Source organism: Scatolibacter rhodanostii (assembly GCF_900197595.1).
Lineage (GTDB): Bacteria > Bacillota > Clostridia > Oscillospirales > Acutalibacteraceae > Scatolibacter > Scatolibacter rhodanostii.
This window is the reverse complement of record NZ_FZLO01000002.1, coordinates 224,882-251,546: the sequence shown is the minus strand read 5'-3', so window position 1 is coordinate 251,546 and position 26,665 is coordinate 224,882. Positions and strand designations below refer to the sequence as shown.

Here is a 26,665-nt window from a genome sequence, read left to right as displayed (position 1 = left end):
GGAGGAGAGAAGCTATGGCAAAGAATCCAGTTAAAATTATGGATACCATTCTGCGTGACGCTCATCAATCTCAAGCTGCCACTCGTATGCGTCTGGAAGATATGCTTCCGGCCTGCGAGATTCTGGATAAAGTTGGATATTGGTCACTGGAATGTTGGGGCGGTGCTACATTTGATGTATGTATGCGCTTTCTAAACGAAGACCCATGGGAAAGACTCAGAGCGCTGAAAAAAGCAATGCCGAACACAAAATTGCAGATGCTTTTGCGCGGTCAGAATATTTTAGGTTATAAACATTATGCAGATGATGTTGTTGAACAATTCTGCAAAAAATCCATTGAAAACGGCATTGACGTTGTTCGTGTTTTTGATGCGCTCAACGACACCAGAAATATGGAAGCCGCCATTAAATTCATTAAGCTGTACGGGGGACACTGTGAAGTAGCAATCAGTTACACCAAAAGCCCTGTACACAGCGAAGAATATTTCGTGAAGCTTGCGATGAAGCTTGAGAAAATGGGTGCCGATTCTATCTGTATCAAAGACATGGCAAACTTGCTTTTGCCTTATGATGCTTATTCACTTGTGAAAAAGCTGAAAGATAATGTCAGTGTGCCGATTCATCTGCATACTCATAACACAACAGGTACAGGCGACATGACCAACCTCATGGCGATTCAAGCTGGTGTAGATATTGTAGACTGTGCTCTGTCACCTATGGCAAACGGTACAGCTCAGCCGGCAACGGAATCTTTGGTTGCTACACTGCAAGGCACAAGCCGTGATACCGGTTTTGATTTAGGCCTTTTGAGTGAAGCTGCTGCTCATTTCCGCACGGTGGCTGATAAATTGGATATTGACCCGAAAGTCTTGAAGGTTGATACCAATACGCTATTGTACCAGGTACCCGGCGGCATGCTTTCTAACCTGATTTCTCAGTTGAAGCAGGCTAACGCACAAGATAAATATTATGATGTGCTGGCTGAAATTCCACGTGTAAGAGAAGATTTTGGTTATCCGCCGCTTGTTACCCCAACCAGTCAGATTGTTGGTTCACAAGCTGTGCTGAATATTTTGGCAGGCGAACGCTACAAAATGGTTTCCAAAGAATCTAAAGGTCTGTTGAAGGGTGAATATGGACAGCTTCCAGCTCCTGTAAATGAAGAAGTCCGCAAAAAAGCAATTGGCGACGAAGAAGTGATTACTTGCCGTCCTGCTGATTTGCTTGCTCCTGAAATGGATAAATATAGAGAAGAGAGCAAAGAGTTTGCAAAGAGCGAAGAAGATGTTCTAAGCTATGCTTTGTTCCCACAGGTAGCAGAAAAGTTTATCAAATGGCGCAATGCCGGTGGTGAAGCTGCTGAACCTGTTAAAGAAGAAGCAAAAGCGGCTGCTCCTGTAGCACAGGCAGCACCTGCTGTGCAAGCTGCTCCTGCAGCTGCTTCTGACAATCGTGTGAGAACACTGATTGTAGAAGATTTAACCGGCGGGAATTTCTAAAGTAAACAAAAAACACTGTCAGCAGACTTTCTGTTGGCAGTATTTTTATATTCTGAAATAAGTTTTGATTTGGAGATAGAGTGGATTTTCATTAAAAGTTTGTTTTGTGAATAGAAGGATAAAGAATGTTAGAGCATTAGTGTAGAATAGATGAAACAGAAAAAATAGTGCTTTTACTTGGTAAGGAGAAGGATAGAATGAATTGGAATTCGGAACAATATTTAAAGTTTGAAAAAGAACGGACAAAGCCGGCAAGAGATTTGGCAAATGAAATTGATGTTGCAAAACCAAAGAAGATTTTGGATATTGGATGTGGCCCTGGAAACAGTACCGCTGTTTTAAGAAAAAAATATCCAGACGCTGAAATTTTGGGAATTGATAGTTCTCCTGAGATGATTGAACAAGCGTGTCAAACGGATAAAAAAACTTTTTTTCGTGTCTTTAATGCATCAGATGATTTGACCAAATTAGGTACAGACTTTGATGTTGTCTTCTCCAATGCTTGTATTCAGTGGATACAAAATCACAAGTTGCTCATCCCTAATATGATGAAATGTCTGAAAAAAGGCGGAATTTTAGCAATTCAAACACCAATGAATGAAGAAGAGCCAATTCAAAAAATCATTATGAATCTTGTGAAAAAGAAAGAATGGGCAGACAAAATTGACGAACCAAAAATTTTTCATAACTTAGCGCAAAACGATTATTATGATATTTTTAACGTCTGTGCAGAGTCATTTACTCTTTGGCAGACCACCTATTTTCACATTATGGAGAATCACGAAGCAATTATGGATTGGTATCGTGGAACAGGACTGCGTCCTTATATTCAATCTCTTTCCAGCGAACTAGCGGATGAATTTCAGAAACAAGTTTTTGAAAAAGTGAAGCGGGCATATCCTGCTCAACAAGACGGAAAAATTATTTTTCGTTTTCCCCGATTTTTTATGCTCGCAGAAAAATAGTGTTCTTAGCTTTAAAGCAAAAGTATAAAATTCGAAGAACAACTCATACTAAAAGCAAGCAAAGCTTTGTTTTCAAAGGTACTATACCAAAAGGCGCAAAGATGAATTATTGGGGAGCTTTTGAAGGCAAAGTTTTGATCATTATAAAGATAGAGAAAGGCACCCACAGCCTTTCTCTATCCTCTTTTTTATGAAATTGTCAATAGCCATTTAAGGACGCAGACGCCGTAAACGGCTAATCGCTTCTTCAAGTACCGAGATAATTTGCCTAACATCTTCCTCTGTGTTTAGGTGGCTCAGGCTTATGCGCACCGAACTACGCGCGAGGTCTTTCGGCACACCCAATGCCAAGATTACATGGCTGGGGTCAGTGGCACCGCTGGTGCAAGCAGAGCCGGAGGAACAATAAATATTGTGCATGTCCATCATTAAGAGAAGTGATTCACCCTCAATGCCCTCAAAGCAGAAATTAGCGTTGCCGGGCAAACGCTGATTCGGGTCTCCGTTTAAGGAACTGCCTGGAATTTTAAGCACATTCTCAATGAGCAAATCACGTAATTTTCTGATTTTTTCATTTCTTTCCGTCATTTCTTGGCAAGCAAGCGATAAGGCCGTAGAAAGCCCTACAGCGGCGGCAACATTTTGGGTGCCGGGCCGTTTCGCACGTTCTTGTTCGCCACCGAAAAGAAGGGGAGGAAGATTGACAGAACGGTTGACATAAAGCCCTCCGATTCCTTTAGGACCGTGAAATTTATGAGCAGAAAAGGAAAATAAATCGACAGGGATATCATGAGGGTTGATCGGAAGATGCCCCACAGCCTGCACAGCGTCAGTATGAAAAAGGACATTGTGACTACGACAGATACCTCCGATTTCTTGAAGAGGCTGAAGAGTACCGATTTCATTGTTGGCCGCCATAATAGACACAAGAGCAGTATTTCCACGAATGCTCTTTTCAACATCAGCGGGGTTAACTAAACCGTTTTTATCAACGGGCAGATAGGTAACAGTACCGCCCTCTTTTTCCCACTCCTGACAAACTCTTAAAATAGAGTGGTGTTCAATTTGGCTGGTAATTATATGCGTTTTACTCTCTTTAGATTTTTGCTTCATAATACTTTGAATGGCCCAATTGTTGCTTTCGGTACCACCTGAAGTAAAGAAAATTTCAGCAGCATCACAGCCAAAACAATGAGCAATTTCGGCTCGGGCGTTTTCTAAAGCGGATTTAGCTCTTCTGCCAATCTCATAAGGGGAAGAAGCGTTTCCGTAAATTTCGGTAAAAAAAGGCAGCATGGCATCAGCAACGGCAGGAAGAACAGCAGTTGTGGCAGCATTGTCTGCATAAATGAAATCATTATGACTCATGATAATAAAGACCTTTCTAGTAGATTCTTTTTATAGTATAACAGGTTGCGTTACGTTTGCAAATTTTTTCTTCAAAGCTTGCGCAAATTGGTTTGCGTGACAAATGGTGGCTTGACATTCATTAGGGTAAAAGGTAAAATAGTAATAATATTATTTTCAAGTTGATAATGGCTAGGTTAATCCGTCTTTACGGTTTATATAAATAGTTCTCACTTTATTTTGGCTTTTAGCGGTATTTGCCGCCTTTTGATAGATACCTGAGAGATGTTTGACAAGATTTATTTTTATTTTACTAAAATAGATTGTCATGACAAAGTGCTTTGTTGCCGACACAGCGGTCAACGAGGTTAACTGAACTCTATATGGAAGCAAAATGATGCACAGAGATTTTCTTTGTGTCTATTTTGTTATTTTTATATTCAGGAAAATGGGTTACGGACTATACAGCATAACAGCGGACAGATAAATTAATAGTACATAAAAACATTTTAGGAGGAAATTTGATTGATAGACAACAACAATAAAAAAATAAATAAAATGCGACATACCCCGTCGCTTAATAGCAGTGAAAAACAGGTGGATTATATGCTTAGTTCTGCTGACTCAGCAACCACTGCGGTTCATGAGCAAGCTAAAAAAGAAGTTGTGGCTAATGCAGTGGAAAAACCACAACAAAGACAACAAGCGAGACCAAAACAAAGACCCCAGCAGAATGGGCAGGAAAAGAATGCTCAACCCAACAGAACCAATGGACAAGGGCAAAAACCATCGCAGCCAAGAAGAAACAACAGAAGACCTGCTAATGCGACACAAACCGGTACAGCTCAGGGCAATACACCCCGTGGTAATGCCACCCAGCCTAATGTAGCAGCAGCAAATCAGAATAATAAACCGGCAACAAATGAAAAGAAAACAAGCACAGCTGAGAAAAAGTCTGAAAATAGAACGCAACCGCAGAATAAAAATACCGCAGGTAAGACACAAAAATCAGGCAATAGACGCCCAAGAGGACAGAAGGCTTCTAATAAACCAGCTGTGAAGGTTTATTTCTTAGGTGGTCTGAATGAAATCGGCAAAAACATCACGGTATTTGAATGCAACGGAGATATGGTGGTTGTAGATTGCGGTTTAGCATTCCCAAGCGAAAACATGTATGGTGTAGACATTGTTATCCCTGATTTCACTTTCTTAGAGAAAAATTTTGATAAAATTAAAGGTATCGTTATCACTCACGGACATGAAGACCATATCGGAAGTTTAGCCTATCTGCTAAAGAAGATTAATGTTCCGGTTTACGCTACTTCGCTGACAATTGGTTTAATTGGCGGCAAACTGAAAGAACATAATTTGTTCAATCAGGCAAAACTGAACGTTACCCCTCCGGGTTCTCATATTAAATTGGGTTGCTTTGATATTGAGCTGATTCATGTCAATCACTCTATTTCAGATGCCGTTTCACTTGCGCTTCATACACCGGCTGGTACGATTGTGCACACCGGTGACTTCAAAATAGATTTTACTCCCACAGAGGGAGAAATGATTAACTTGGCTCGCTTTGCACAGTTGGGTGAAGAAGGGGTTTTGGCTTTAATGGCCGACTCGACCAACGCAGAACGCCCTGGCTATACACAAACCGAGCAGATGGTCGGCAACACACTCGAGACCTTGTTTGGCAAGGCAGAAGGAAAACGTATTATTGTTGCTACCTTTGCTTCCAATATCAGCAGAGTGCAGCAGATTATTAACTGTGCGGTGAAATATAAACGTAAAGTGGCTCTTTCTGGACGTAGTATGCTGAACGTCATGGGCATTGCCACCGAGCTTGGCTATTTGCATGTGCCGGAAGGGCTATTGATTGATTTGAACACGATTAACCGCTATGATAACGGCGAAATTGTACTGATAACAACAGGCAGTCAGGGCGAACCTATGGCGGCATTGTCACGAATGGCATTTGCTGATCACAGACAAGTAGAAGTTGGACCGAATGATTTCATCATTATTTCGGCAAGACCGATTCCCGGCAATGAAAAAACGGTTGGTGCTGTTGTTGACGAACTCTTGCGCCGTGAATGTACGGTGATTTACGAGTCCATGTACGATGTGCACGTTTCGGGTCATGCTTGCCAAGAAGAACTAAAAATCATGCAGGCTCTTGTAAAACCGAAATTCTTCATACCGGTGCATGGCGAGTTTAAACATTTGAGAAAGCATGCCAATATTGCCAAATCACTGGGCATGCCAGAAAAAAATATTTTCATTGGCAACATCGGAAATTGCTTAGAGATTCAAGAAGGTTATATGAGAAAAGGCCCTGATGTACAGGCAGGTTCTGTCATGGTGGATGGCCTTGGTGTGGGCGACGTTGGTAACGTAGTCTTACGTGATCGTAAACATTTGGCCGAAGACGGCATTATCATTGCAGTTTGTTCAATTGACGCAACGAGCGGTCATGTGGTGTCGGGGCCTGATATTGTTTCGAGAGGTTTCGTTTATATCAGAGAATCTGAAAAGCTCATGGACGAAGCGCAGAAATTGGTGTATAATACTCTTGAAGAGTGTGCCAACACCGGCGTGAGAGAGTGGAACGGGCTCAAGCAGAACATTAAGGAAGAGCTTTCTCGTTTCCTTTATCGAAAAACAAAGAGAAGTCCTATGATTTTACCAATTATCATGGAGATTTAAACTTTTAACAGGCGGTAGGATTTCAGGACTCTGGGCTCTTACCGCCTGCTTTTTTCTGAAAAACTGCTGTGGCTTGATAGGCAATACTCAACAATTGTTTTGGGGTAAAACAACGGAAAGGACATGAGTATTAGATTGAAAAAACGAGTTTGGGTGATTTCACCACTGTTTTATCTAATGGCGGCAGCCCTTTTGGGAATGTCATTAGTGAGCTATCGATACAACAAAATATTGTTTGCCATGGAGCTGACAGTATCTGTTTTGGCGATTGTAGGTGTAGCAATCAGTGATGTGATGCTGCGCAGAAAGGTTGGTTCGGCCGTTAAAACAGCACAAAAAGTGCTTGCCGCCAGAGAAGATATTTCACTGGAGGATTTCGCATTGCCGCTTGCGGTCGTGTCACCACAAGGTGATGTGACATGGTGCAATAAAATGTTTCGAGAAAGCTTTGGAGCAAGTTTTCCGGTTGCCGGCGAAAACATTGTGCGGTTTATTTATCCGAAAACCCTTCGTCAAATCTTGAGCAATGCCGGCACACCGATTACATACGGCGAAAGGCAATATACGGTCTATGGCGCTAAGGCAGAAGGCTATATGGTGCTTTATTTCGTGGACGATACCTTTTATAAAGAGATACATAAAGAGTATCGGGAGAAGAAACCTGTGGTCTGTATGGCTGCTTTTGACAATCGAGAAGAAATGGTTAGAGGTGTACCGGGCGGAGAGGAATCTCGCATTGTGGCAGAAGTGGATGCCGTTTTAAGAGAGTGGGGCAACAATACGGTCGGTGGATTTCTGAAAAAGATGAGCAATGGCCGCTATTTGATTGTAACGTATGATGCCCAAATTGAACAGGCAAGAAAACGCCGCTTTGCTGTTTTAGATGAAGTTAGAAAGATAATGAGCAGCAATAATATGAATGCTACGGTTTCGATTGGAGTCGGTCGAGGGGCTAGCAATTTGGCAGAGAGCGAACGATTCGCCAGACAGGCGCTGGATATGGCATTGGGGCGAGGCGGTGATCAGGTTGCAGTGATGCAGTCTGATGGAGCATACGAATTTTTTGGTGGCTTGTCAAGAGGCGTTGAGAAACGTGATAAGGTTCGGACAAGAGTTATTGCGGCAGCGATTTCAGACCATGTACGTGCCAGCGACAAGGTGTTTATCATGGGACATAAAAACTCTGATTTAGACAGCGTTGGTTCAGCGGTTGGTATGTGGGCCGTGATTGCCAAAGGGTTGGATGTTTCGGTTCATGTGGTGGTAGACCGCAGCCGTACACTGGCAGGACAGTTGGTGGATGCCGTAGAAGATTACTATAAAAACGACAGAGTTTTTATCAGCCCGCAAGAAGCCTTGCAAATGCAAACAGAGCATTCTCTTTTGATCATTACGGATACACATTCGCCGACTTTTGTTGAGAGCGAAGAAATGCTCACAAGATCCAAACGTACAATTGTCATCGACCACCACCGTATGATGGTCAATTACATCCGAGAGGCCCTGATTTTTTATCATGAACCGTATGCCAGCTCCGCGGCCGAAATGGTCACTGAAATTGTACAGTACATCAAGTCGTCCTCTATTTCGCCTGCTGCTGCCCAAGCTCTTTTAGCAGGTATTATGCTTGATACAAAGAGCTTTGTCTTAAAAACAGGTGTCAGAACGTTCGAAGCCGCCGCGTTTTTGCGTCGATGCGGCGCGGACACAGTAGAAGTAAAGAAACTGTTTGCCAATTCTTTTGAATCTTATAAAAAGAAAGCGGCGATGGTTTCAAATGCTGAAATCTATCAAACCTGTGCTATTGCAGAATCCGCTGAAACAGAGGGTGATATTCGCATTGCTGCTGCCCAGGCGGCAGATGAGCTGCTGACGATTCAAGGCGTGAAGGCTTCTTTCGTTTTATATCGCAACGGCAGTGATGTGAATATTTCAGGACGCAGCCTAGGCGATGTAAATGTGCAGTTAATTTTAGAAGCTTTCGGCGGGGGCGGCCATTTTACCATGGCTGGGGCACAGCTTAAAGACATTACGCTGAAAGAAGCCAGAGAGAAATTGATTCAAGAACTAGATGCCAAACTCAAAGAAGTAACCATACAAGACAACACAGATGCTTAGAAAGGGATAGGTCATTATCATGAAAGTTATTTTGTTACAAGACGTAAGAGCGATGGGAAAAAAAGGCGAACTCGTAGAAGTTTCAGACGGCTATGCCAGAAACTACCTGCTGCCCAGAAAATTGGCGAAAGAAGCCAATGCCCAAGCCATGAACGAGTATCAAAATGCGCTGGCATCGCAGGAATATAAAATCAAGACTGAAACCGAAAATGCTCAAAAACAGGCAGATGCTTTGACCGATAAAACAGTCAAAATTCAAGCCAAAGCAGGTCAGGGCGGCAAACTTTTTGGTTCTGTAACCGCCAAAGAAGTCGCAGCCGAAATCAAGAATCAATTTAACGTAGATGTGGACAAGCGTAAAGTCAGCTTGGTTTCTGAAATCAAGACTTTTGGAACCTTTATGGTCGAAGTGAAGCTTTATGCCGGTATCACAGCTAGCGTAAAGGTTGAAGTAGTCGAAGCTTAATCACTGAGGAGGTGCCGTCATGGCTGAAAATGAATATGGCAATTCAGGCGGCATGCCGTTTAGTTTAGAAGCAGAACAATCTGTTTTGGGTGCAATTTTGCTTGAGCCAGAGACCATTACGGCAGTAATGGAGATTTTACCGAGTTCTGATTATTTTTATGCGGTCAATAACAAGTTGATTTACTCAGTTATGCTGCAAAAGTTCACTCTGGGTCAGCCAATCGATTTCATTACAGTTCTAGAAAGCTTGAAAGAAAGTGGCTCGTTTGACGAAGGTAGCGGCAAAGTATATTTGACACAATTGGCACAAATTGTACCTTCCATTTCAAATGTACACATTTATGCCGGCATAGTAAGAGATAAATATGACATTCGCACGCTCATGGAAACGGCTCGTAATATCTTGAGTGATGCGGCAAGCGGCGCAGAAGATTCAAGTTTACTTTTGGATTCTGCCGAACAGCGTATTTACGATATACGCCAAGGCAAGAACATGAAAGGGCTTCAGCACGTCAAAGAAATTCTTTTAGAAACATTTGACCGTTTAGATTTGCTAAATTCGCCCGATAATGAACAATATAAAGCTTTGCCAACCGGTATTGGTGATTTAGATAAGGCCATTACCGGTTTAAACCGCTCTGATTTGATTATTCTGGCAGCTCGTCCCGGTATGGGAAAAACCAGTTTTGCTTTAAATATCGCCAAACATATTGGTCAGAAAATCAAAAGGAAGGTTGCCTTTTTCTCTTTAGAAATGTCAAAAGAGCAGCTTGCTTCTCGTTTGCTCTCTAGCGAATCGTTAGTGGAAGGAACCAAGCTTAGAACAGGTCAGCTTTCAGAGGGCGAGTGGATTCGCGTGGTCGAGGGCGGCGATTTACTCTCGCAAGCAGAGCTTTATTTGGATGACACACCGGGTATTACGGTACCCGAAATCAAAGCCAAGGTACGCAGATTGAAAAATGTGGATGCTGTTATGATTGACTATTTGCAGTTGATGTCTAGTGCAAAGCGCATTGATAACCGTGTGCAGGAAATTTCAGAGATTACACGAAGCCTGAAAATTATGGCAAAAGAACTCAATGTTCCGGTTATTGCGCTTTCGCAGCTTGCCAGAGCGAGTGAAAAGAGAACCGACCATCGTCCTGTTTTGTCGGACCTTAGAGATTCGGGTTCTATTGAGCAGGACGCCGATATTGTTTTGTTCCTCTATCGTGACGAATATTATGCTTCAAACGGTGGAGAACCGCCGGCTGAAGAGGCCGATGCCAACAGTGCTGAATGTATTGTTGCCAAAAACCGTCACGGTGAGATTAAGACAGTTATGATGCATTGGCAGGGCGAATTCATGCGTTTTACTTCATCAGAGGTAATTCGTCATGAGTAGGCTCTGTGAATTAGCCAATTTAAGTGCACTGCCGTCTGAAGGAAATGTGATTGTGGGTTTTTCTGGCGGCGCTGACTCAATGGCTTTGGTGTGTTTTCTTTCCGAAACGATAGCAAAAGAACGAATTCTGTGCGTGCATGTGAATCATATGCTTAGATCAGAAGAATCAGAACGTGACGAAGCTGCTGCTGAGCTATTTTGCCAGCAGCGAGGGCTTCGTTTTCAATCTTTTCGGGAAGATATTGCAGCTAAGGCAAAAGAGCTTAAAATGGGGCTGGAGGAATGTGGACGTCATGTGCGTTATGCGTGTTTTAATTCCCTCATTAAAAGCGAAAATGACCGCATTTTAACCGCTCATAATGCCGATGACAATGCAGAGACAATTCTTATGAATTTGGCAAAAGGAGCAGCACTTTCAGGACTTTGCGGCATTCCTTATCAAAGAGAAGCGATTATCCGTCCGCTGCTAGCGGTTTCTCGAGCCGAAATTGAGCAGTATTGCCGTGAAGAAAAGCTTTCTTTTGTAGAGGACAGCAGTAACCAGTCAGATGGTTATACACGCAATCGAATCCGACATCATATGGTTCCGTTGATGAAAGAAATGAATCCTTCTTTTATTGAGTCGGTTTCTTCGACAGCACAAATGCTTTTACTAGATGAAAGCTATATGCAGGCAGAAGCTGATAAGTTGCTAGAGAGGGCGAAGGTAAAAGGCGGACTTTCGGCAGCTGTTTTGAAAAATGCACATACAGCCGTTAGACAGCGCGCTGTGAAGCAATTTTTGGAAGAAAGCGGCAGTGGACGATTGAGCAGTCAACATATTATCCAAGCGGCAGAGTTGCTAGAAAACGGAAAACGATTCACAATTCCAAGTGGAAAAAAGGTAGAGTGCAGCGCGGGCATTCTTTCTGTGCAATCACTGGAAAGACCAAAACCATGGAGAACAAAAGTTATCGGCGAAAAAACTTTTTTGCCGAACGGTAAGGTATTAATCTTGCAAAAAAACGCTGTTTGTGACATAATAAACAGTAAAAAAATTAATAATTTGTTATTTAACTCTTCGTTCGATTGTGTTACAATATATGAGAATTTAATAGCTCGTTCACGTGGGGCCGGAGATGCATTTATTCCCGTAGGCAGGCGTGTAACCAAGACACTGAAAAAACTATTTAATGAACAGCAAATACCTCTGTTTGAAAGAGATCAAAAGTTGATTTTAGAATATGACGGTGAAATTGTTTTTGCAGAAGGAATTGGGGTAGCTGAAAAATTTCGAGTGACAGAATCTTCTCTTTATGGAGTAACTGTTCGGATTGAAGAGGTGGATTGAAGGACAAGTTTAGTGAATAATAAGGCTAAATTTGATTGCCTGATTTCCGGGAAAGGGGTCACTCATTATGGTGCAGAAACACGAATTGATAGACGATATCGCAGAGGTTCTTTTTACAGAAAAGCAGATTGCGGCTATGGTAGAACGAGTAGGACAGGAAATTTCACGCGACTATAAAGATAAAAACTTACTTTTGGTTAGTGTTTTAAAAGGTTCTATTGTATTTATGGCAGATCTTATGCGCTCCATTAACATTCATGCGCGCATTGATTTTATGGCGACATCCAGTTATGGTTCTGGCATGAAGACAAGCGGTGTTGTAAAAATAGTAAAAGACCTTGACATAGATCTTGAAGGATATGACATCCTAATTGTGGAGGATATCTTGGATAGTGGTAAAACACTTAGCTATCTTTTAGAAATTATTAGATCGAGAAACCCAAAAAGCATTCAACTTTGCACTCTTTTTGATAAGCCTGAAAGACGTGAAGTAGACGTAGATGTGAACTACATCGGAGCCAAAATTCCAGACGAATTTATCGTTGGATATGGATTAGACTTCGATGAAAAATATAGAAATTTGCCGTTTGTCGGTATCTTAGATCCGAAGGTTTATTCTTGACGAGAATGTTGTGAAGAATCAGCTGTGAGGGACAAATAGGCATATCAATATGGTAGGAGGATATATTCTTGAACAACGACAACAAGAAGATTTTGAGAAATATTGGGCTGTATCTTGGCATACCTCTAGCACTGATTTTGCTGATTGTTTTTTTATGGAATCAAGCACCTCAGCAGGAGAGTAAAAAATATTCTGAAATTATCAATTATTTTGAGACTGACCAAGTTAAGGAATATAAGCTTGATTTGGGTACAGGAGAAATGCTTGTCAAGCTTACAGACGATAAGACCGTTCCTTATGTTGTGCCTAACATCAGCCTTTTTTATGAGGATGTTTCAGACGATATTGCTCGCTATAACCAAGAGAATCCTGACAACAAAATGGTGCAGGATGTCTTGAGACCAGCACAAACAAGCTGGTTTATGAGCCTTGTGCCAACATTAATTTTGTTTGTGGCTTTGATGTTGATTTCTGTGCTGATGATGCGTAAAATGGGAAGCAGCATGGGCGGCGACAAGCAAATGAATTTTGGCAAGGCCAAAATTAAGCAAATGGCGGATGAAAAACGTAAGACCACTTTTGCGGATGTGGCCGGTGCAGATGAAGAAAAAGAAGAACTTAAAGAAATTGTAGAGTTCTTAAAAAGCCCAGGCAAGTTTAACACCTTAGGTGCTAGAATCCCTAAAGGCGTTTTGCTTGTAGGCCCTCCCGGAACCGGTAAAACTTTGCTGGCTAGAGCCGTTGCAGGTGAAGCAGGTGTTCCATTCTTCTCGATTTCAGGTTCTGATTTTGTGGAGATGTTTGTTGGTGTCGGTGCTTCTCGTGTGAGAGATTTATTTGATAAAGCTAAGAAAAACCGCCCATGTATCATTTTTATTGACGAAATTGATGCAGTTGGACGTCAGCGTGGCGCCGGTTTTGGTGGCGGACACGACGAGCGTGAGCAGACCCTTAATCAGCTTTTGGTTGAAATGGATGGCTTTGGCGCAAACGAAGGCGTTATCATGATTGCAGCGACCAACCGCCCTGACGTTTTAGACCCTGCTTTGATGCGACCGGGTCGTTTTGACCGTCAGATTATGGTGGGTTATCCCGATATTCAGGGACGTGAAGAAATACTGAAAGTACATTCTAGAGGTAAGCCTTTGGCACCTGATGTCAGCTTGAGAACCGTTGCCAAAACGACAGCAGGTTTTACCGGAGCTGACCTTGAAAATCTTTTGAATGAAGCGGCACTGCTTTCTGCCAGAAAAAATCGCAAGGCGATTACCATGCCTGAAATTGAGGAAGCTACCATTAAGGTAGTTGTGGGACCGGAAAAGAAAAGCCGTGTTATGAATGAAAAAGAGAAAAACCTGACGGCTTATCATGAAGCCGGTCATGCTGTTGCTTCTTATCACTGCGAAACACAAGACCCTGTTCATCAGATTTCGATTATTCCGACTGGCATGGCTGGCGGTTATACGATGAACTTGCCGACAGAGGATCGCTCTTATAAGGGACGCAAAGAGATGAAAGAAGATTTGATCACACTCTTAGGCGGTCGCGTAGCAGAATCTTTGATTCTCGGTGATATTTCAACGGGTGCTTCCAATGATATTGAAAAAGCAACCAAGATTGCTCGCAGTATGGTTGTGAAATATGGTATGAGTGAAAAGCTTGGCACGATTATGTATGGCACAGATGAAAGCAATCCTTTCTTGGGCAAAGATATGGGGCATGTGAGCAACTATTCAGATGCCACGGCGGCTGCGATTGATGAAGAAATTCATTCTTTGGTCACCACTGCTTATCAGCAAACAGAGAAAATTTTGTCTGACAATATTGATCAGCTACATCGCGTAGCGCAAACTTTGTTTGTCAAAGAAAAGATGTCTGGTCAAGAATTTATAGACATTATGCAGGGCAAAGAGTTGCCGGAAGAGAAAGCTGAACTTGACAATCTGCCTGATTCGGAATAAAATCAGCGGTATGAAACTTTCTACTACACAAAGAAAGTTGGATTTGTACCTTGCTGAAAAAACAGGAGGTTTTCATCACGACAAGCGTGTATTGAAAATTCTCTGATAAAATGCAGTGAAAAGGGTTACCGCAGGGTTAAAATCCAATCTTTGCGCAAAGCAAAGGGGAGATTGACTTTTGTGGCAGCCCCTTTATCTTGTTTTGTAGAAGTAAATTGAAAGAAGTTTGTTTCGTGAAAGGAAGGCCTACATGCCAAAAAAACAGACCTACGGCAATGAGAGTATCAGTTCCCTTAAGGGCGCTGACAGAGTCAGAAAAAGACCGGGTGTCATTTTCGGTTCAAACGGGGTTGACGGTTGTCAGCATTCTGTTTTTGAGATTCTTTCCAATGCTATTGATGAAGCAAGGCAGGGGCATGGAAACGAAATTTCTGTGACTAGATATCTGGATAAGTCAATTAAAGTTGAAGATCATGGCCGAGGTATGCCGGTTGATTATAACCCAAATGAAGAAAAATATAACTGGGAGCTACTTTTTTGTGAACTTTATGCCGGCGGAAAGTTTGATAATGATGACGGGCAAAGCTATGAGTATTCTCTTGGACTGAATGGCTTAGGCTTGTGTTCTACCCAGTATGCTTCAGAATTTATGGATGCTGAAATTCGACGTGACGGCTATCTCTATCGTCTTCATTTTGAAGAAGGCGAAAATGTCGGTGGATTAAAAAAAGAACCCTATAAGAAAAAAGATACAGGTTCTATTATTCATTGGAAACCCGACCTCAAGGTGTTCACAGATATTGACATTGGTTTAGATTATTTTCAGGATGTGTTGAAAAGACAGGCTATTGTCAATGCCGGTCTAACTTTTCACTTTTTAAATGAAATAGCGCCGGGGGAATTTGAAAACACAGATTTCTGCTATGAAAACGGTATTGCAGACCACGCAAAAGAGATAGCGGGAGAAGATTCGCTGACACCAGTTCAGCTTTGGCAGAGCGAAAAAAAAGTACGTGACCGTGCTGATTTGTCGCTCTATAATGTCAGAATTTATGCAGCTGTTTCGTTTTCGAACCGCAGTCATGTAACAGAATATTATCATAACTCCAGCTGGCTTGAGTATGGCGGTGCGCCCGATAAAGCGGTGCGCAATGCTTTTGTATATCAAATTGATGCGTATTTGAAGCAGAATAGCAAATACAATAAAAACGAAAGTAAGATTACTTATCAGGATGTCGAGGACTGCCTGATTTTAGTCATGTCATCTTTTTCAACACAAACTTCTTATGAAAATCAGACTAAAAAAGCGATTACGAATAAAGGTATTCAAGAGGCTATGGTAGAAATGCTGCGGCACAATCTTGAGATTTATTTTATTGAAAATCCGATGGAAGCCGATAAAATCAGCGGCCAAGTGTTGATTAACAAAAGAAGTCGTGAAGATGCCGAAAAGACACGCCTGAATCTTAAGACAAAACTGACAGGAAAAATGGATATCACCAGTCGAGTAGCAAAATTTGTTGACTGCCGCAGTCGTGATGTCAGTGAGCGTGAGATTTATATCGTGGAAGGGGATTCCGCTTTGGGTGCTTGTAAACAGGCGAGAGATCCTTCTTTTCAAGCTATTATGCCGATTCGAGGAAAGATTCTCAACTGTTTAAAAGCAGACTATGATAAGATATTTAAAAGTGAGATTATTACGGATTTGCTGAAAGTTTTAGGCTGTGGAGTACAGGTCAAAAGCAAAGCAAATAAAAATCTTTCGACATTTGATATGGACAACCTTCGTTGGGATAAGGTTATTCTTTGTACAGATGCTGATTATGATGGGTTTCAAATCCGCACCTTGCTATTAACGATGCTGTATCGATTGACCCCTAAGTTAATTGAAGAAGGTAAGGTGTATATTGCAGAATCACCACTTTTTGAAATCACCTGCAAAGGCGACACCTATTTTGCCTATACAGAAGAAGAAAAAGAAAAGTTCTTAAAGCAGCTAGAGGGACAAAAATTTACAATTCAGCGTTCTAAAGGATTAGGCGAAAACGAGCCTGACATGATGAATTTGACAACAATGAATCCTAAAACACGCAGGTTGATTAAAGTCGTTTATAGCGAAGCTGAAAGAGAGCAAACAGATCGCACCTTTGATATCTTATTGGGCGATGATCTTTCTGGCAGAAAAGACCATATTGCAGAAAATGGATATAAGTATATCAGCCAAGCAGATGTTTCTTAAATCTTGTTTATAAGTTGTTACAATAGATTTTTGTCCGTAAATGAGTACTGTTGTTAAAAAGAGGCTAAAATGCTAAAAGCTGGGGGAATGAACCTCAAAGAGGGGGTTAGAAATGGCAAGAAGGAAGAATACAGAAAAACCCAAAACATCAAAAGTGCATGGCTATATAGACGGAGCGGGTCAAATTGTTCAGAAAGGTGTCAATGAGACACTGGAAGAAAACTATATGCCCTATGCCATGAGCGTTATCATGTCACGTGCGATTCCGGAAATTGACGGGTTTAAACCGTCTCACCGCAAGCTGCTATATACCATGTATAAAATGAATTTGCTGAGTGCATCCCGAACCAAAAGTGCGAATATTGTGGGACAGACGATGAAATTGAACCCGCATGGGGACAGTGCGATTTATGACACCATGGTTCGCTTATCAAGGGGATATGAGGCACTTTTACATCCTTTTGTTGATTCAAAAGGTAATTTTGGTAAGTTTTATTCCCGCGATATGGCGTGGGCAGCTTCTCGTTATACCGAAGCAAAACTCGATGAGATTTGTAAAGAACTCTTTCGGGATATTGATAAAGATACTGTCGATTTTGTGGATAACTATGATAATCAGATGAAAGAACCGACTCTTTTGCCGGCAAGTTTTCCTACGGTACTTGTCAATGCCAATACAGGAATCGCGGTAGGCATGGCGAGTTCGATTTGTCCGTTTAATCTGGCTGAAATTTGCAAAGCTACGATTAATTTGATTAAAACACCGGATGCAGATTTGTTTGAAGTGTTGCAGGCACCCGATTTTCCCGGCGGCGGACAAATTATTTTTGACCGCAAGATTATGGAAAAAATCTATGAAACAGGGCGGGGAAGCTTTCGTGTCAGAAGCCGATATAGCTATGATAAAGCGGCCAATTGTATCGATGTAACACAGATTCCTCCCACTACTACGGTAGAAGCCATTGTCGAAAAGGTCATCGACCTTGTCAAACAAGGCAAGTTAAAGGAAATTTCAGATATCCGTGATGAAACTGGTTTAGATGGACTCAAAATTACGATTGATCTGAAACGAGGAGTAGAACCAGACCGACTCATGCAGAAGCTGTTTAAGCTAACAGCTTTGGAAGATAGTTTTTCTTGCAACTTTAATGTACTGATTGCCGGTATGCCAAAGGTTATGGGTGTGACTGAACTCTTAGAGGAATGGATAGCGTTTCGTGTTGAGTGCGTGAAGCGCAGAACCTATTTTGACTTAAAAAAGAAGAAAGAAAAACTCCATTTGCTTGAAGGTCTGCAAGCTATTTTGTTAGACATTGATAAAGCAGTTCGCATTGTACGAGAAACAGATGAAGAAACAGAAGTTGTGCCCAATTTGATGATTGGGTTTGGAATTGATGAAATTCAAGCTGAATATGTAGCCGAAATTAAACTACGTCATCTGAATCGTGAATACATTCTCAAGCGTACACAAGAAATTGAAAATCTGTTAAAAGATATTCAAGAGCTAGAAAGTATTCTTTCTTCTAAAACCAAGGTGAACAATATAATAGTCAAGGAATTGACGGAGGTTGCCGAAAAATATGGTCAGCCAAGAAAATCCATGATTATTTATGCAGACGAGATTGAAGATGTTGATATAACAGAAGAAATTCCCGATTATCCCGTGCATGTTTTCTTCAGTCAAGAAGGTTATTTCAAAAAAATTATGCCGCAGTCACTGCGCATGAGCGGAGAGCAAAAGTTAAAAGAGGGCGATGAACATGTTTTGCAGGTGGAAACAAGCAATACAGCCGATTTGCTATTCTTCTCGGATAAAGCCAAAGTGTACAAAATGAAAGCCAGTGAATTTCCTGATACAAAAGCCAGTGTTTTGGGAGAATATATTCCGGCAAAAGTGCAGATGGAAGATGACGAAAAAGCGATGTCGATGGTTGTGACCAAAGATTACAGCGGTTTTTTGTTGTTCTGTTTCGAAAATGGAAAGATTGCGAAAGTAGAGCTTTCTGCTTATCAAACCAAGACAAACAGGCGTAAGCTTGTAAATGCGTATAGTGATAAATCGCCGTTGGTAGGTGTGCTTGCTATGGAAGAGGACAGTGACATTTTGTTGACGGCTTCTTCAGGCCGTATGCTTCTCATTCATTCCGCGGTTATTTTACCAAAGACAACTAAAAATACACAAGGTGTTGCCGCGATGACCATGAAAAAAGGGCAAAGTCTAATGAAAGTTTCACTTTATCAGGAGGGGGATTTACAAAATCCTAGCCGATATAAGAAAAAAATTCCGGCTTTGGGAGCATTGCCTACTGCGGATGAAGAAACGGGAGAACAACTGAGTCTCTCTTAAAACAGTATATTTTCAACATAAAACAGAAATAATGTTGAAAACACAAAAAGAACCTCTTTGATAAACAAGAGGTTCTTTTCATCTGTCTAAGGGAGTTATCAGGAATAAGGGGAGAAACGTTATACAGCCAAGACACCATTGTCGCTATAGGTGAGAATAAAGAGCTGTTCTTCCATACCGGTTTCTGCATTAACATAAATGAGAATATCAGTTCCTTCATCATCTTTGCAGACAAACTCATAAGCAAATATTTCGTTGAGACCGGCAGTAGGGATGATGGCAAGGTTGTAACTTTCTACCGTTAGCAAGGAGCTTACTTTCTCTTGCGCTTGTTCGGGGGTTAGAGCAGGGGCAGGGAATTCACGGTCATGATGGTTCATCAGATAACCAATTGGGTCATATTCTACAATGCTGCCATCATCCAGATTAACGCTCACTTTGAGCAAGTCCGGATAGCAGATAACGGTGTTTTCACCCTCTGCGGTATAGGCAAAATTGATGGTGCAACGGTTATCATTTAGTACATAATAACTTTCTTTTACGGTTTCAATGCCTTGCGATTTCAAAAATTCTAGTGCAGAAGCCATCGCTTGGTCATAGTCTAGTTTTCTTTCTTTAATATCAGAATCGCGCGTGAAATATGAAATTTCACCGCCAAGCTTTGTGATTAGAATTCGGTCATTGTTATAATTGAACACATAAGAGGCAAGCGTGTTGTCTTGTGTGCCGCCATCTTGCAGTTCAGAGACATCACACTTTAAAAAAGCGGCAGCTTTCTTTGCAGCTTCTTCTTTGCTAATCTCTGCTTTTCCTTCTAAGAACATAGCAGTCTTTTGTAAGATATGGTCAGAGAAAGGACCATCATAGAGCATGGTTGGAAATTCATTGAATTCTTTGGCAATTTCATCTAAGCTGTCATCAAAAGAGGGTAAGTTGTCGATTTCATCAACATTGTTCAAAAGCTGTTTGGTTTTGCCTACAGCTGCTTTTTCTGCGCTTAAATGAGCCTGAATTTCTTGCAGGGCATCTCTCAGTTTTACGGTGTAGTCACGCATGGTGACAAGGCTTTGCACTTCTTCCTCAGAAATTTCAATATTAGCAGCGGCTTTACGAGAGAGAGACATAGAATAGTCACCGATTTGAGAAACAAAGCGTGAGATTTTCTCTGTCTTTTCAGCTGAAAATGGTAAAACTGACATAGATGTTTTGGCACCACTGCTTTGCTCTAAAAGTTGGGCAGAAAGCTCATGACGCAAGGTAGGAGTGTTGGCGTAGCTGGCTTTTTTCAGCGTAAATTCCATGTCGTCAATGGAATTACTGAGGTCGTTCAAAGCTCTGCGATATGTGTACTCGAGCTCGGTTTTACTCTGCTCAAGCATAAAATAATTGCGGATGGCAAATCCGCCGAGTATCAATATAGCGGCGGCAATAAAGCTACCTAATCGAATTTTATTTCTAGTTTTCATGGTTAGCCTCCAAAGACTTAATATCCGTTTGTTTTTTATAGTTTGTACCGCTACCATATAAAAATTCATTTCATTGTGATTTTTTTATTTTGGGAGGCATAGGGGCAAATTTCATGATTTTCTTTTGATTGTATAGAAACGTAAAATATGCTATAATAACCTTCAAACAAGTTTGAAGGTAGCAAAAATGAATTGTCGGCACGAGGTGCCTTCCTGCCGCAAGCGGCACCATTCATTTTTAAAACAGAGTTATAGATAAAAACCTTCAAACAAGTTTGAAGGTAGCAAAAATGAATTGTCGGCACGAGGTGCCTTCCTGCCGCAAGCGGCACCATTCATTTTTAAAACAGAGTTATAGATAAAAACCTTCAAACAAGTTTGAAGGTAGCAAAAAATGAATTGTCGGCACGAGGTGCCTTCCTGTCGTAAGCCTTACTGTTTATTTTTGCATTGCGTGATGATAAGAAACTTTTTAAAGAGCTTCATTAAGAATATAACAACCGAATTTAGGAGATGAAAGTTTGAAAATACTGGGCATCGACCCTGGCTATGCAATTGTGGGATATGGTGTAGTGCTGAAAGAAGCGGGTCGCTATCGTTCTTTAGAGCATGGCGCGATTACCACCGAAGCCAAACAAGACTTTAATCTTAGATTGGCAAAAATATATGATGGTATTTCTTTTATTTTACAAAAACATCAGCCTGATGCTGTGTCGATTGAAAAGCTGTTTTTTCAGAACAACCAAAAAACGGCAATTGGTGTAGCAGAAGCCAGAGGAGTGATTCTTTTGGCGGCAGTGAAAGCCGGTGTTCCTATTTTTGAATATACACCGCTGCAGATTAAGACAGCTGTAACGGGATATGGTAGAGCACAAAAACCGCAAATGATGGAGGTTACAAGAAGAACCCTTTGTCTGAAAGAGGTGCCTAAACCCGATGATACAGCGGATGCACTTGCTATGGCAATTTGTCATGGGCAAGCGGCCTCTACCCGCCTTAGACAACAACTTTTAGGATTTTCTCCACGCTGACGAGCTCAGAATATCAACAAGGATAAGGAGACGTTATGTTTTATCGCTTAACAGGAAAGCTAATTCATACTGAGCCGGGCATGGCGGTTATTGATGTGGGAGGCGTAGCTTTTCAGTGTGCTGTTTCTATGCAAACGTTAAGAACACTGCCGAAAACAAATGAAACAGCTACTCTTTATACGCATTTGAATGTGCGAGAGGATGCACTGGATTTATTTGGATTTTCTTCGCTCTCTGAAAAACACTGTTTCAAAATGTTGACAGCAATTAACGGGGTAGGTCCAAAAGCCGGTATGGCGATTTTATCAGAACTGACAGCCGAAGAAATTGCTTTGGCAGCGGCTTCTGGAGATGCCAAGCAATTTACAAGAGCAAGTGGTGTTGGGCCTAAACTGGCGCAAAGAATTATTTTGGAGCTGAAAGACAGAGTAAAAGATATGTCAGCGTCCAGCGGTATTTCTTTGACAGAATTATCACAGGGAGCAGTTTCGGCGTCCTCTCATGCTGCTCAAGCAGTCAGTGCGCTTGTGACACTGGGCTATTCTCCATCAGAAGCTTCTATGGCAGTAGGAAAATTAGATTCCTCTTTGCCAACAGGAGAGCTGGTAAGGTTAGCTCTGAAATCTTTTGCGCAGTAATACATAATGGAAAAATACTCAGAACACAACAAATATTTGGGTTTGCATTTAGCGTTTCTAATTTAAAACCCAATATTCATATTTTTGGGTTTATGGATAGCAATACAATGATTTAGATTAGAGAAAAATAGTAGAAAGGGGAAAACAGGTGGACTATACCAATTTTTCAGAATCAGATTTTGAAAACCGCGTGATGGAAGCAGACTACAATCCTGAAGACGCTGAAGTGGAAAATCCACTGAGACCGCATAGTTTTAGTGAATATATTGGACAGGATAAAGTAAAAGAAAATCTGTCAATTTTTATTGAAGCGGCAAAATCTAGAAAAGAAACGCTTGACCATGTTCTTTTATATGGTCCTCCCGGACTGGGCAAGACGACGCTTGCCGGCATTATTGCAGCCGAAATGGGCGTAAATATGCGCATTACCAGTGGCCCTGCCATTGAAAGACCGGGAGATTTAGCCTCACTTTTGACAAATCTAAACGAGGGCGATGTGTTGTTCGTCGATGAAATTCATCGTCTGCCCCGCACAGTAGAAGAAATTCTTTACCCTGCCATGGAAGACTATGCACTGGATATTATCACCGGAAAAGGGCAAATGGCCACTTCGATTCATCTGCCGTTGCCGCATTTTACATTAGTGGGTGCTACCACAAGAGCTGGGCAGCTATCTGCTCCTTTGCGAGATCGATTTGGCGTGTTGCTGCGGCTAGAGCTATATTCTCCGGAAGAACTCGCAAAAATCATTGTGCGCAGTGCTAAAATTTTGAATATTGAAATGGAACCTGATGGCGCGTTAGAGCTTGCCTCTCGTGCCAGAGGAACACCTCGAATTGCCAACCGCCTATTGAAGCGTGTGCGAGATTTCGCACAGGTTATGAGCGAGGGTGTGGTGACATTTCAAACAGCAAAAGTGGCACTTGACCGTCTTGAAATTGACGAGTTAGGCTTAGATTCGAGTGACCGCAGAATGCTTGAAGCAATCATCAAGTTTTATGGCGGCGGTCCTGTTGGAATCGACACGTTAGCGGCGGCGATTGGTGAAGAAGCAATCACCATTGAGGACGTCAACGAACCCTATCTCATGCAAATTGGCTTTTTAACCAGAACCCCTCGAGGAAGATGTGTTACCAAAGCGGCTTATTTGCATTTGGATATGCCTGTGCCGGAAAGCTATGAAGAGAGTCCGCAGCAAAAGCTGTGGGGAGAACCGGTTTCCTGATTTTAAATCTTGAACAATCACATAGATTTAGTGAATGGAAAGAGGAGAGATTATTCAGCAAGGGCAGTCAGCCATTTGATATTAGTGTAGTTATGAGAATAGACAAAGTTTAATACTATGTTTAATCAAGACATAGGCTAGCATAAATTATAAAATCAAACCCCTGATTGGTTTGCGTCAGGAAGCACAGCAGAAGCAATGTGCTGAAAATCAGCAGACAGAAAGGTTATCAAAATTATGGGAAGACTTTTTGGAACAGACGGCGTGAGAGGAATTGCAAATAAAGATTTAACATGTGAGCTTGCAACACAGCTTGGTAGAGCAACGGCAAAGGTTCTCACAGGCAAATCAAATAAACACCCCAAAGTCATTATTGGTAAAGACACTCGTATTTCTTCTGATATGCTGGAGCACGCATTGGCCGCTGGTCTTTGCAGTATCGGTGCCGATGTTGTTTTGCTTGGCGTAGTTCCAACACCGGCTGTTGCTCACCTTGTCGGTAAATATAAAGCAGATGCAGGTGTTATGATTTCGGCTTCTCATAACTCTTTTGAATATAACGGAATCAAGATTTTCAATGGTTCAGGTTACAAACTGCCTGATGAATTGGAAGAAGAAATTGAAGATATTATTCTGGGCAAAGAGAAAATTGATCACCTGATGGCTGTCAATGAAAATTTGGGAACAGTCTCTACTGCTGATACAGCGATTAGAGATTACATTGATCACGTCAAAAGCACCGTGCATTTTGGCTTTGAGGGTCTGGAAATTGCGGTTGACTGTGCGAATGGTTCTTCGTCGGCATCAGCCGAAACACTTTTCACCGAGCTTGGTGCGAAAGTACATATTCTTCATGCAGAGCCAGACGGTGTGAACATCAATGAAAATTGTGGTTCAACTCATATGGAGGATTTGATTGAATATGTAAAAGAGCATAAATTGCCTGTCGGTTTTGCTTTTGACGGAGACGCAGACCGTTGTTTGGCTGTTGACGAAAACGGTGAGCTTGTTGACGGCGACTTTATGATGGCAATTTGTGCGATGGATATGAAAAGCCGTGGCAAATTGGCGCATAATAGCTTAGTAGGAACGATTATGACCAACTTGGGTCTTGTGAAATTCTGCGAGCAAAATGAAATTCGTTTCGAGGCAACCAAAGTTGGCGACCGTTATGTGTTGGAAGAAATGCTTTTGGATGGTTACAATTTAGGCGGCGAGCAGAGCGGCCACGTCATATTCCACGACTTCGCTACAACAGGTGATGGACAGCTCACAGCGGCACAGCTTTTGAGCATTGTGAAAAGAAGAGAAGCAAAGCTCTCTTCACTGGCTTCCTTAATGAAACGCTATCCGCAGACCATTATCAACATTCGTGTGTCGCCTGAAGGTAAATTGGCTTTCTACACAGACCGCAAAGTGAAAGCGGCGATAGACAAGGCAACAGAAGAGCTTGCTGGAAACGGTCGTGTAATTGTTCGTCCGTCAGGAACAGAACCGCTATTACGTGTTATGGTCGAAGGTATTGACGAAGAGCAAATTCAGAGATTGGCAAACGATGTTGCAAAAGTAATAGGAGAAGAATTGGTATAAATGAGAACTGCACAGTGGAAAGATTACGAACTGATTGATACAAGTGACGGGGAACGGCTAGAGCGTTGGGGCGATATCATCCTGATTCGTCCCGACCCTCAAATTATTTGGGATTCAGGCAAAAAGAATACTTTTTGGAAAAAAGCACATGCACAGTATAACCGCTCTCGTACAGGCGGTGGAGCATGGAAAATGCTGCAAAAAACACCGGATGTTTGGAAGATACATTGGAACGAACTCACATTTCGTTTAAAGCCAATGGGATTTAAACACACGGGCATATTCCCCGAACAGGCTATCAATTGGCAGTTTGCGATGGATAAGATTAAGCAAGCAAATCGGCCGGTTAAGGTGCTGAATTTGTTTGGCTATACTGGTGCGGCAACACTGGCTTGTATGGCAGCCGGAGCAGAAGTCACTCACGTGGATGCCTCTAAAGGCATGGTGCAGTGGGCAAAAGAAAATGCGGCAGCTTCCTCACTATCGGACAAGCCTGTGCGCTGGCTTGTCGATGACTGCGTGAAATTTGTGCAGCGTGAGCAAAGACGCGGCAATCACTATGATGGCATTATTATGGATCCGCCGTCTTATGGCAGAGGCCCCAACGGTGAGGTTTGGAAGCTGGAAGAACAGCTTTGGGAGCTTGTCAACACCTGTTTACCGGTGCTGTCTGAAGACCCATTATTCTTCATTCTAAATTCATATACAACGGGACTTTCTCCTGCTGTTATGGAATATTTGCTGACAATTCTGATGCAGAAACGCTTTGGAGGTCAAGTTTCAGCAGATGAAATTGGATTGCCTGTTACGGAAACAGGCTTGGTACTGCCGTGCGGAAGTACAGCGATTTGGCAGAAATAAGAGGTGCGAAAATTGGCTTTTATAGAAGTAGAAAATGTACATTTCTCGTATAACCCAAATGAAATCAATGTTGTCGAAGCACTTGACGGTGTTAACCTTTCGATAGAGCAGGGAGAATTTGTAGCCATTTTAGGACACAACGGCTGCGGAAAATCGACAATGGCACAGCTTTTTAATGGTATGTTGGCGCCAACAGCAGGTAAGATAACCATAAGTGGTGTTTTGACTACTGACGAAGAAAAGCAGTTTGAAGTGAGAAGCGCGGTGGGACTGGTGCAGCAAAATCCAGATAACCAAATGGTGGCTGGTATTGTCGAAGAAGATGTGGCTTTCGGTCCTGAAAATTTGGGAGTGCCGCCACTTGAAATTCGCCAGCGTGTAGATGAAGCTCTAAAAACGGTAGATATGTATGCGTATCGCACACATGCACCGCATAAGCTTTCAGGCGGGCAAAAACAGCGTGTTGCCATTGCCGGCATTATCGCCATGGAGCCCAAATGCATTGTACTCGACGAGCCAACTGCCATGCTTGACCCAAGGGGAAGAACCGAGGTTATGGAAACTATCCAGAAGCTGAATCGTGAAAATGGAATCACGATTATCTTGATTACCCACTATATGGATGAAGCTGTACAGGCGGGTAGAGTGGTTGTCATGGACAGCGGTCATATTTTAAAAGACGGTACGCCAAAAGAAATCTTTTCAGACGTTCCGTTTTTGAAAAAACATGATTTGGATGTTCCGCAAGTCACAGAACTGATGTATCGCCTGAAAGGTGCCGGTTTGCCGGTTGCAGACATGCCGTTGGAGACAGAAGAGGGCCTACGTATGTTAGCAGAACTGATACAATAGGGCCATAAACAACAAAAT

19 protein-coding genes are annotated in these 26,665 nt (G+C 42.1%); 17 read left to right on the top strand and 2 right to left on the bottom strand.

Translation table 11 applies throughout. From position 1 onward, the window contains the following. The first annotated feature begins 14 nt into the window (after positions 1-14). Positions 15-1,499 carry an oxaloacetate decarboxylase subunit alpha gene (locus CS931_RS05725; protein WP_099204812.1) on the top strand — a complete coding sequence of 495 codons (1,485 nt, stop codon included), beginning with the start codon at positions 15-17 and terminating at the stop codon, positions 1,497-1,499. Between the two features lie 197 nt (positions 1,500-1,696). Then, positions 1,697-2,464 carry a methyltransferase domain-containing protein gene (locus tag CS931_RS05720; RefSeq protein ID WP_099204811.1) on the top strand — a complete coding sequence of 256 codons (768 nt, stop codon included), beginning with the start codon at positions 1,697-1,699 and terminating at the stop codon, positions 2,462-2,464. A 210-nt stretch (positions 2,465-2,674) separates the two neighbouring features. Here the strand turns inward: CS931_RS05720 and CS931_RS05715 are convergent, their stop codons facing one another. Then, positions 2,675-3,832 carry a cysteine desulfurase family protein gene (locus CS931_RS05715; RefSeq protein ID WP_099204810.1) on the bottom strand — a complete coding sequence of 386 codons (1,158 nt, stop codon included), beginning with the start codon at positions 3,830-3,832 and terminating at the stop codon, positions 2,675-2,677. A 504-nt stretch (positions 3,833-4,336) separates the two neighbouring features. Here CS931_RS05715 and CS931_RS05710 point away from each other — a divergent pair. From CS931_RS05710 to CS931_RS05670, 9 genes are all read left to right on the top strand, one after another. Further along, complete coding sequence (locus CS931_RS05710; RefSeq protein ID WP_242964911.1) at positions 4,337-6,517, top strand: RNase J family beta-CASP ribonuclease; 2,181 nt, start codon at positions 4,337-4,339, stop codon at positions 6,515-6,517. 135 nt (positions 6,518-6,652) lie between these two features. Beyond that, positions 6,653-8,635 (top strand): DHH family phosphoesterase, encoded by a 1,983-nt coding sequence (locus CS931_RS05705; protein ID WP_099205134.1) that lies wholly within the window; start codon positions 6,653-6,655, stop codon positions 8,633-8,635. Between the two features lie 19 nt (positions 8,636-8,654). Then, the gene (gene rplI / locus CS931_RS05700) at positions 8,655-9,101 is read left to right on the top strand and encodes a 50S ribosomal protein L9 (RefSeq protein ID WP_099204809.1); all 447 of its coding nucleotides are present in this window, start codon (positions 8,655-8,657) and stop codon (positions 9,099-9,101) included. A gap of 19 nt (positions 9,102-9,120) precedes the next feature. Beyond that, positions 9,121-10,485: a replicative DNA helicase gene (dnaB, locus tag CS931_RS05695; protein WP_099204808.1), complete on the top strand. Its 1,365-nt coding sequence runs from the start codon at positions 9,121-9,123 to the stop codon at positions 10,483-10,485. Next, the gene (gene tilS, locus CS931_RS05690) at positions 10,478-11,815 is read left to right on the top strand and encodes a tRNA lysidine(34) synthetase TilS (RefSeq protein ID WP_099204807.1); all 1,338 of its coding nucleotides are present in this window, start codon (positions 10,478-10,480) and stop codon (positions 11,813-11,815) included. The genes dnaB and tilS overlap by 8 nt, the downstream gene beginning before the upstream one ends. 67 nt (positions 11,816-11,882) lie before the next feature. After that, positions 11,883-12,437 carry a hypoxanthine phosphoribosyltransferase gene (hpt, locus tag CS931_RS05685; protein ID WP_099204806.1) on the top strand — a complete coding sequence of 185 codons (555 nt, stop codon included), beginning with the start codon at positions 11,883-11,885 and terminating at the stop codon, positions 12,435-12,437. 68 nt (positions 12,438-12,505) lie between these two features. Then, positions 12,506-14,398 carry an ATP-dependent zinc metalloprotease FtsH gene (ftsH, locus tag CS931_RS05680; RefSeq protein ID WP_099204805.1) on the top strand — a complete coding sequence of 631 codons (1,893 nt, stop codon included), beginning with the start codon at positions 12,506-12,508 and terminating at the stop codon, positions 14,396-14,398. 250 nt (positions 14,399-14,648) lie between these two features. Next, complete coding sequence (locus CS931_RS05675; protein WP_099204804.1) at positions 14,649-16,637, top strand: DNA gyrase/topoisomerase IV subunit B; 1,989 nt, start codon at positions 14,649-14,651, stop codon at positions 16,635-16,637. A 112-nt stretch (positions 16,638-16,749) separates the two neighbouring features. Next, a complete protein-coding gene (locus tag CS931_RS05670) occupies positions 16,750-18,984 on the top strand; it encodes a DNA gyrase subunit A (RefSeq protein ID WP_099204803.1) in 2,235 nt (744 codons plus the stop codon). A gap of 119 nt (positions 18,985-19,103) precedes the next feature. Here CS931_RS05670 and CS931_RS05665 read toward each other — a convergent pair whose 3' ends face one another. Continuing rightward, a complete protein-coding gene (locus CS931_RS05665; RefSeq protein ID WP_159459747.1) occupies positions 19,104-20,450 on the bottom strand; it encodes a PepSY1/2 domain-containing protein in 1,347 nt (448 codons plus the stop codon). 521 nt (positions 20,451-20,971) lie between these two features. Between CS931_RS05665 and ruvC the strand changes: the two genes are divergently transcribed. From ruvC to CS931_RS05630, 6 genes are all read left to right on the top strand, one after another. After that, positions 20,972-21,481, top strand: coding sequence for a crossover junction endodeoxyribonuclease RuvC (ruvC, locus tag CS931_RS05655; protein WP_099204800.1), 510 nt, complete (start codon positions 20,972-20,974; stop codon positions 21,479-21,481). A gap of 35 nt (positions 21,482-21,516) precedes the next feature. Then, entirely contained in the window at positions 21,517-22,119 is a 603-nt protein-coding gene (gene ruvA, locus CS931_RS05650; protein WP_099204799.1) for a Holliday junction branch migration protein RuvA, read from the top strand. A 193-nt stretch (positions 22,120-22,312) separates the two neighbouring features. Continuing rightward, entirely contained in the window at positions 22,313-23,344 is a 1,032-nt protein-coding gene (gene ruvB, locus CS931_RS05645) for a Holliday junction branch migration DNA helicase RuvB (RefSeq protein ID WP_200814963.1), read from the top strand. 237 nt (positions 23,345-23,581) lie between these two features. Then, positions 23,582-24,934: a phosphoglucosamine mutase gene (gene glmM / locus CS931_RS05640; protein ID WP_099204797.1), complete on the top strand. Its 1,353-nt coding sequence runs from the start codon at positions 23,582-23,584 to the stop codon at positions 24,932-24,934. Continuing rightward, positions 24,935-25,795 (top strand): class I SAM-dependent methyltransferase, encoded by an 861-nt coding sequence (locus CS931_RS05635; protein WP_099204796.1) that lies wholly within the window; start codon positions 24,935-24,937, stop codon positions 25,793-25,795. Between the two features lie 12 nt (positions 25,796-25,807). Then, entirely contained in the window at positions 25,808-26,647 is an 840-nt protein-coding gene (locus CS931_RS05630; RefSeq protein WP_099204795.1) for an energy-coupling factor transporter ATPase, read from the top strand. Positions 26,648-26,665 lie beyond the last annotated feature (18 nt).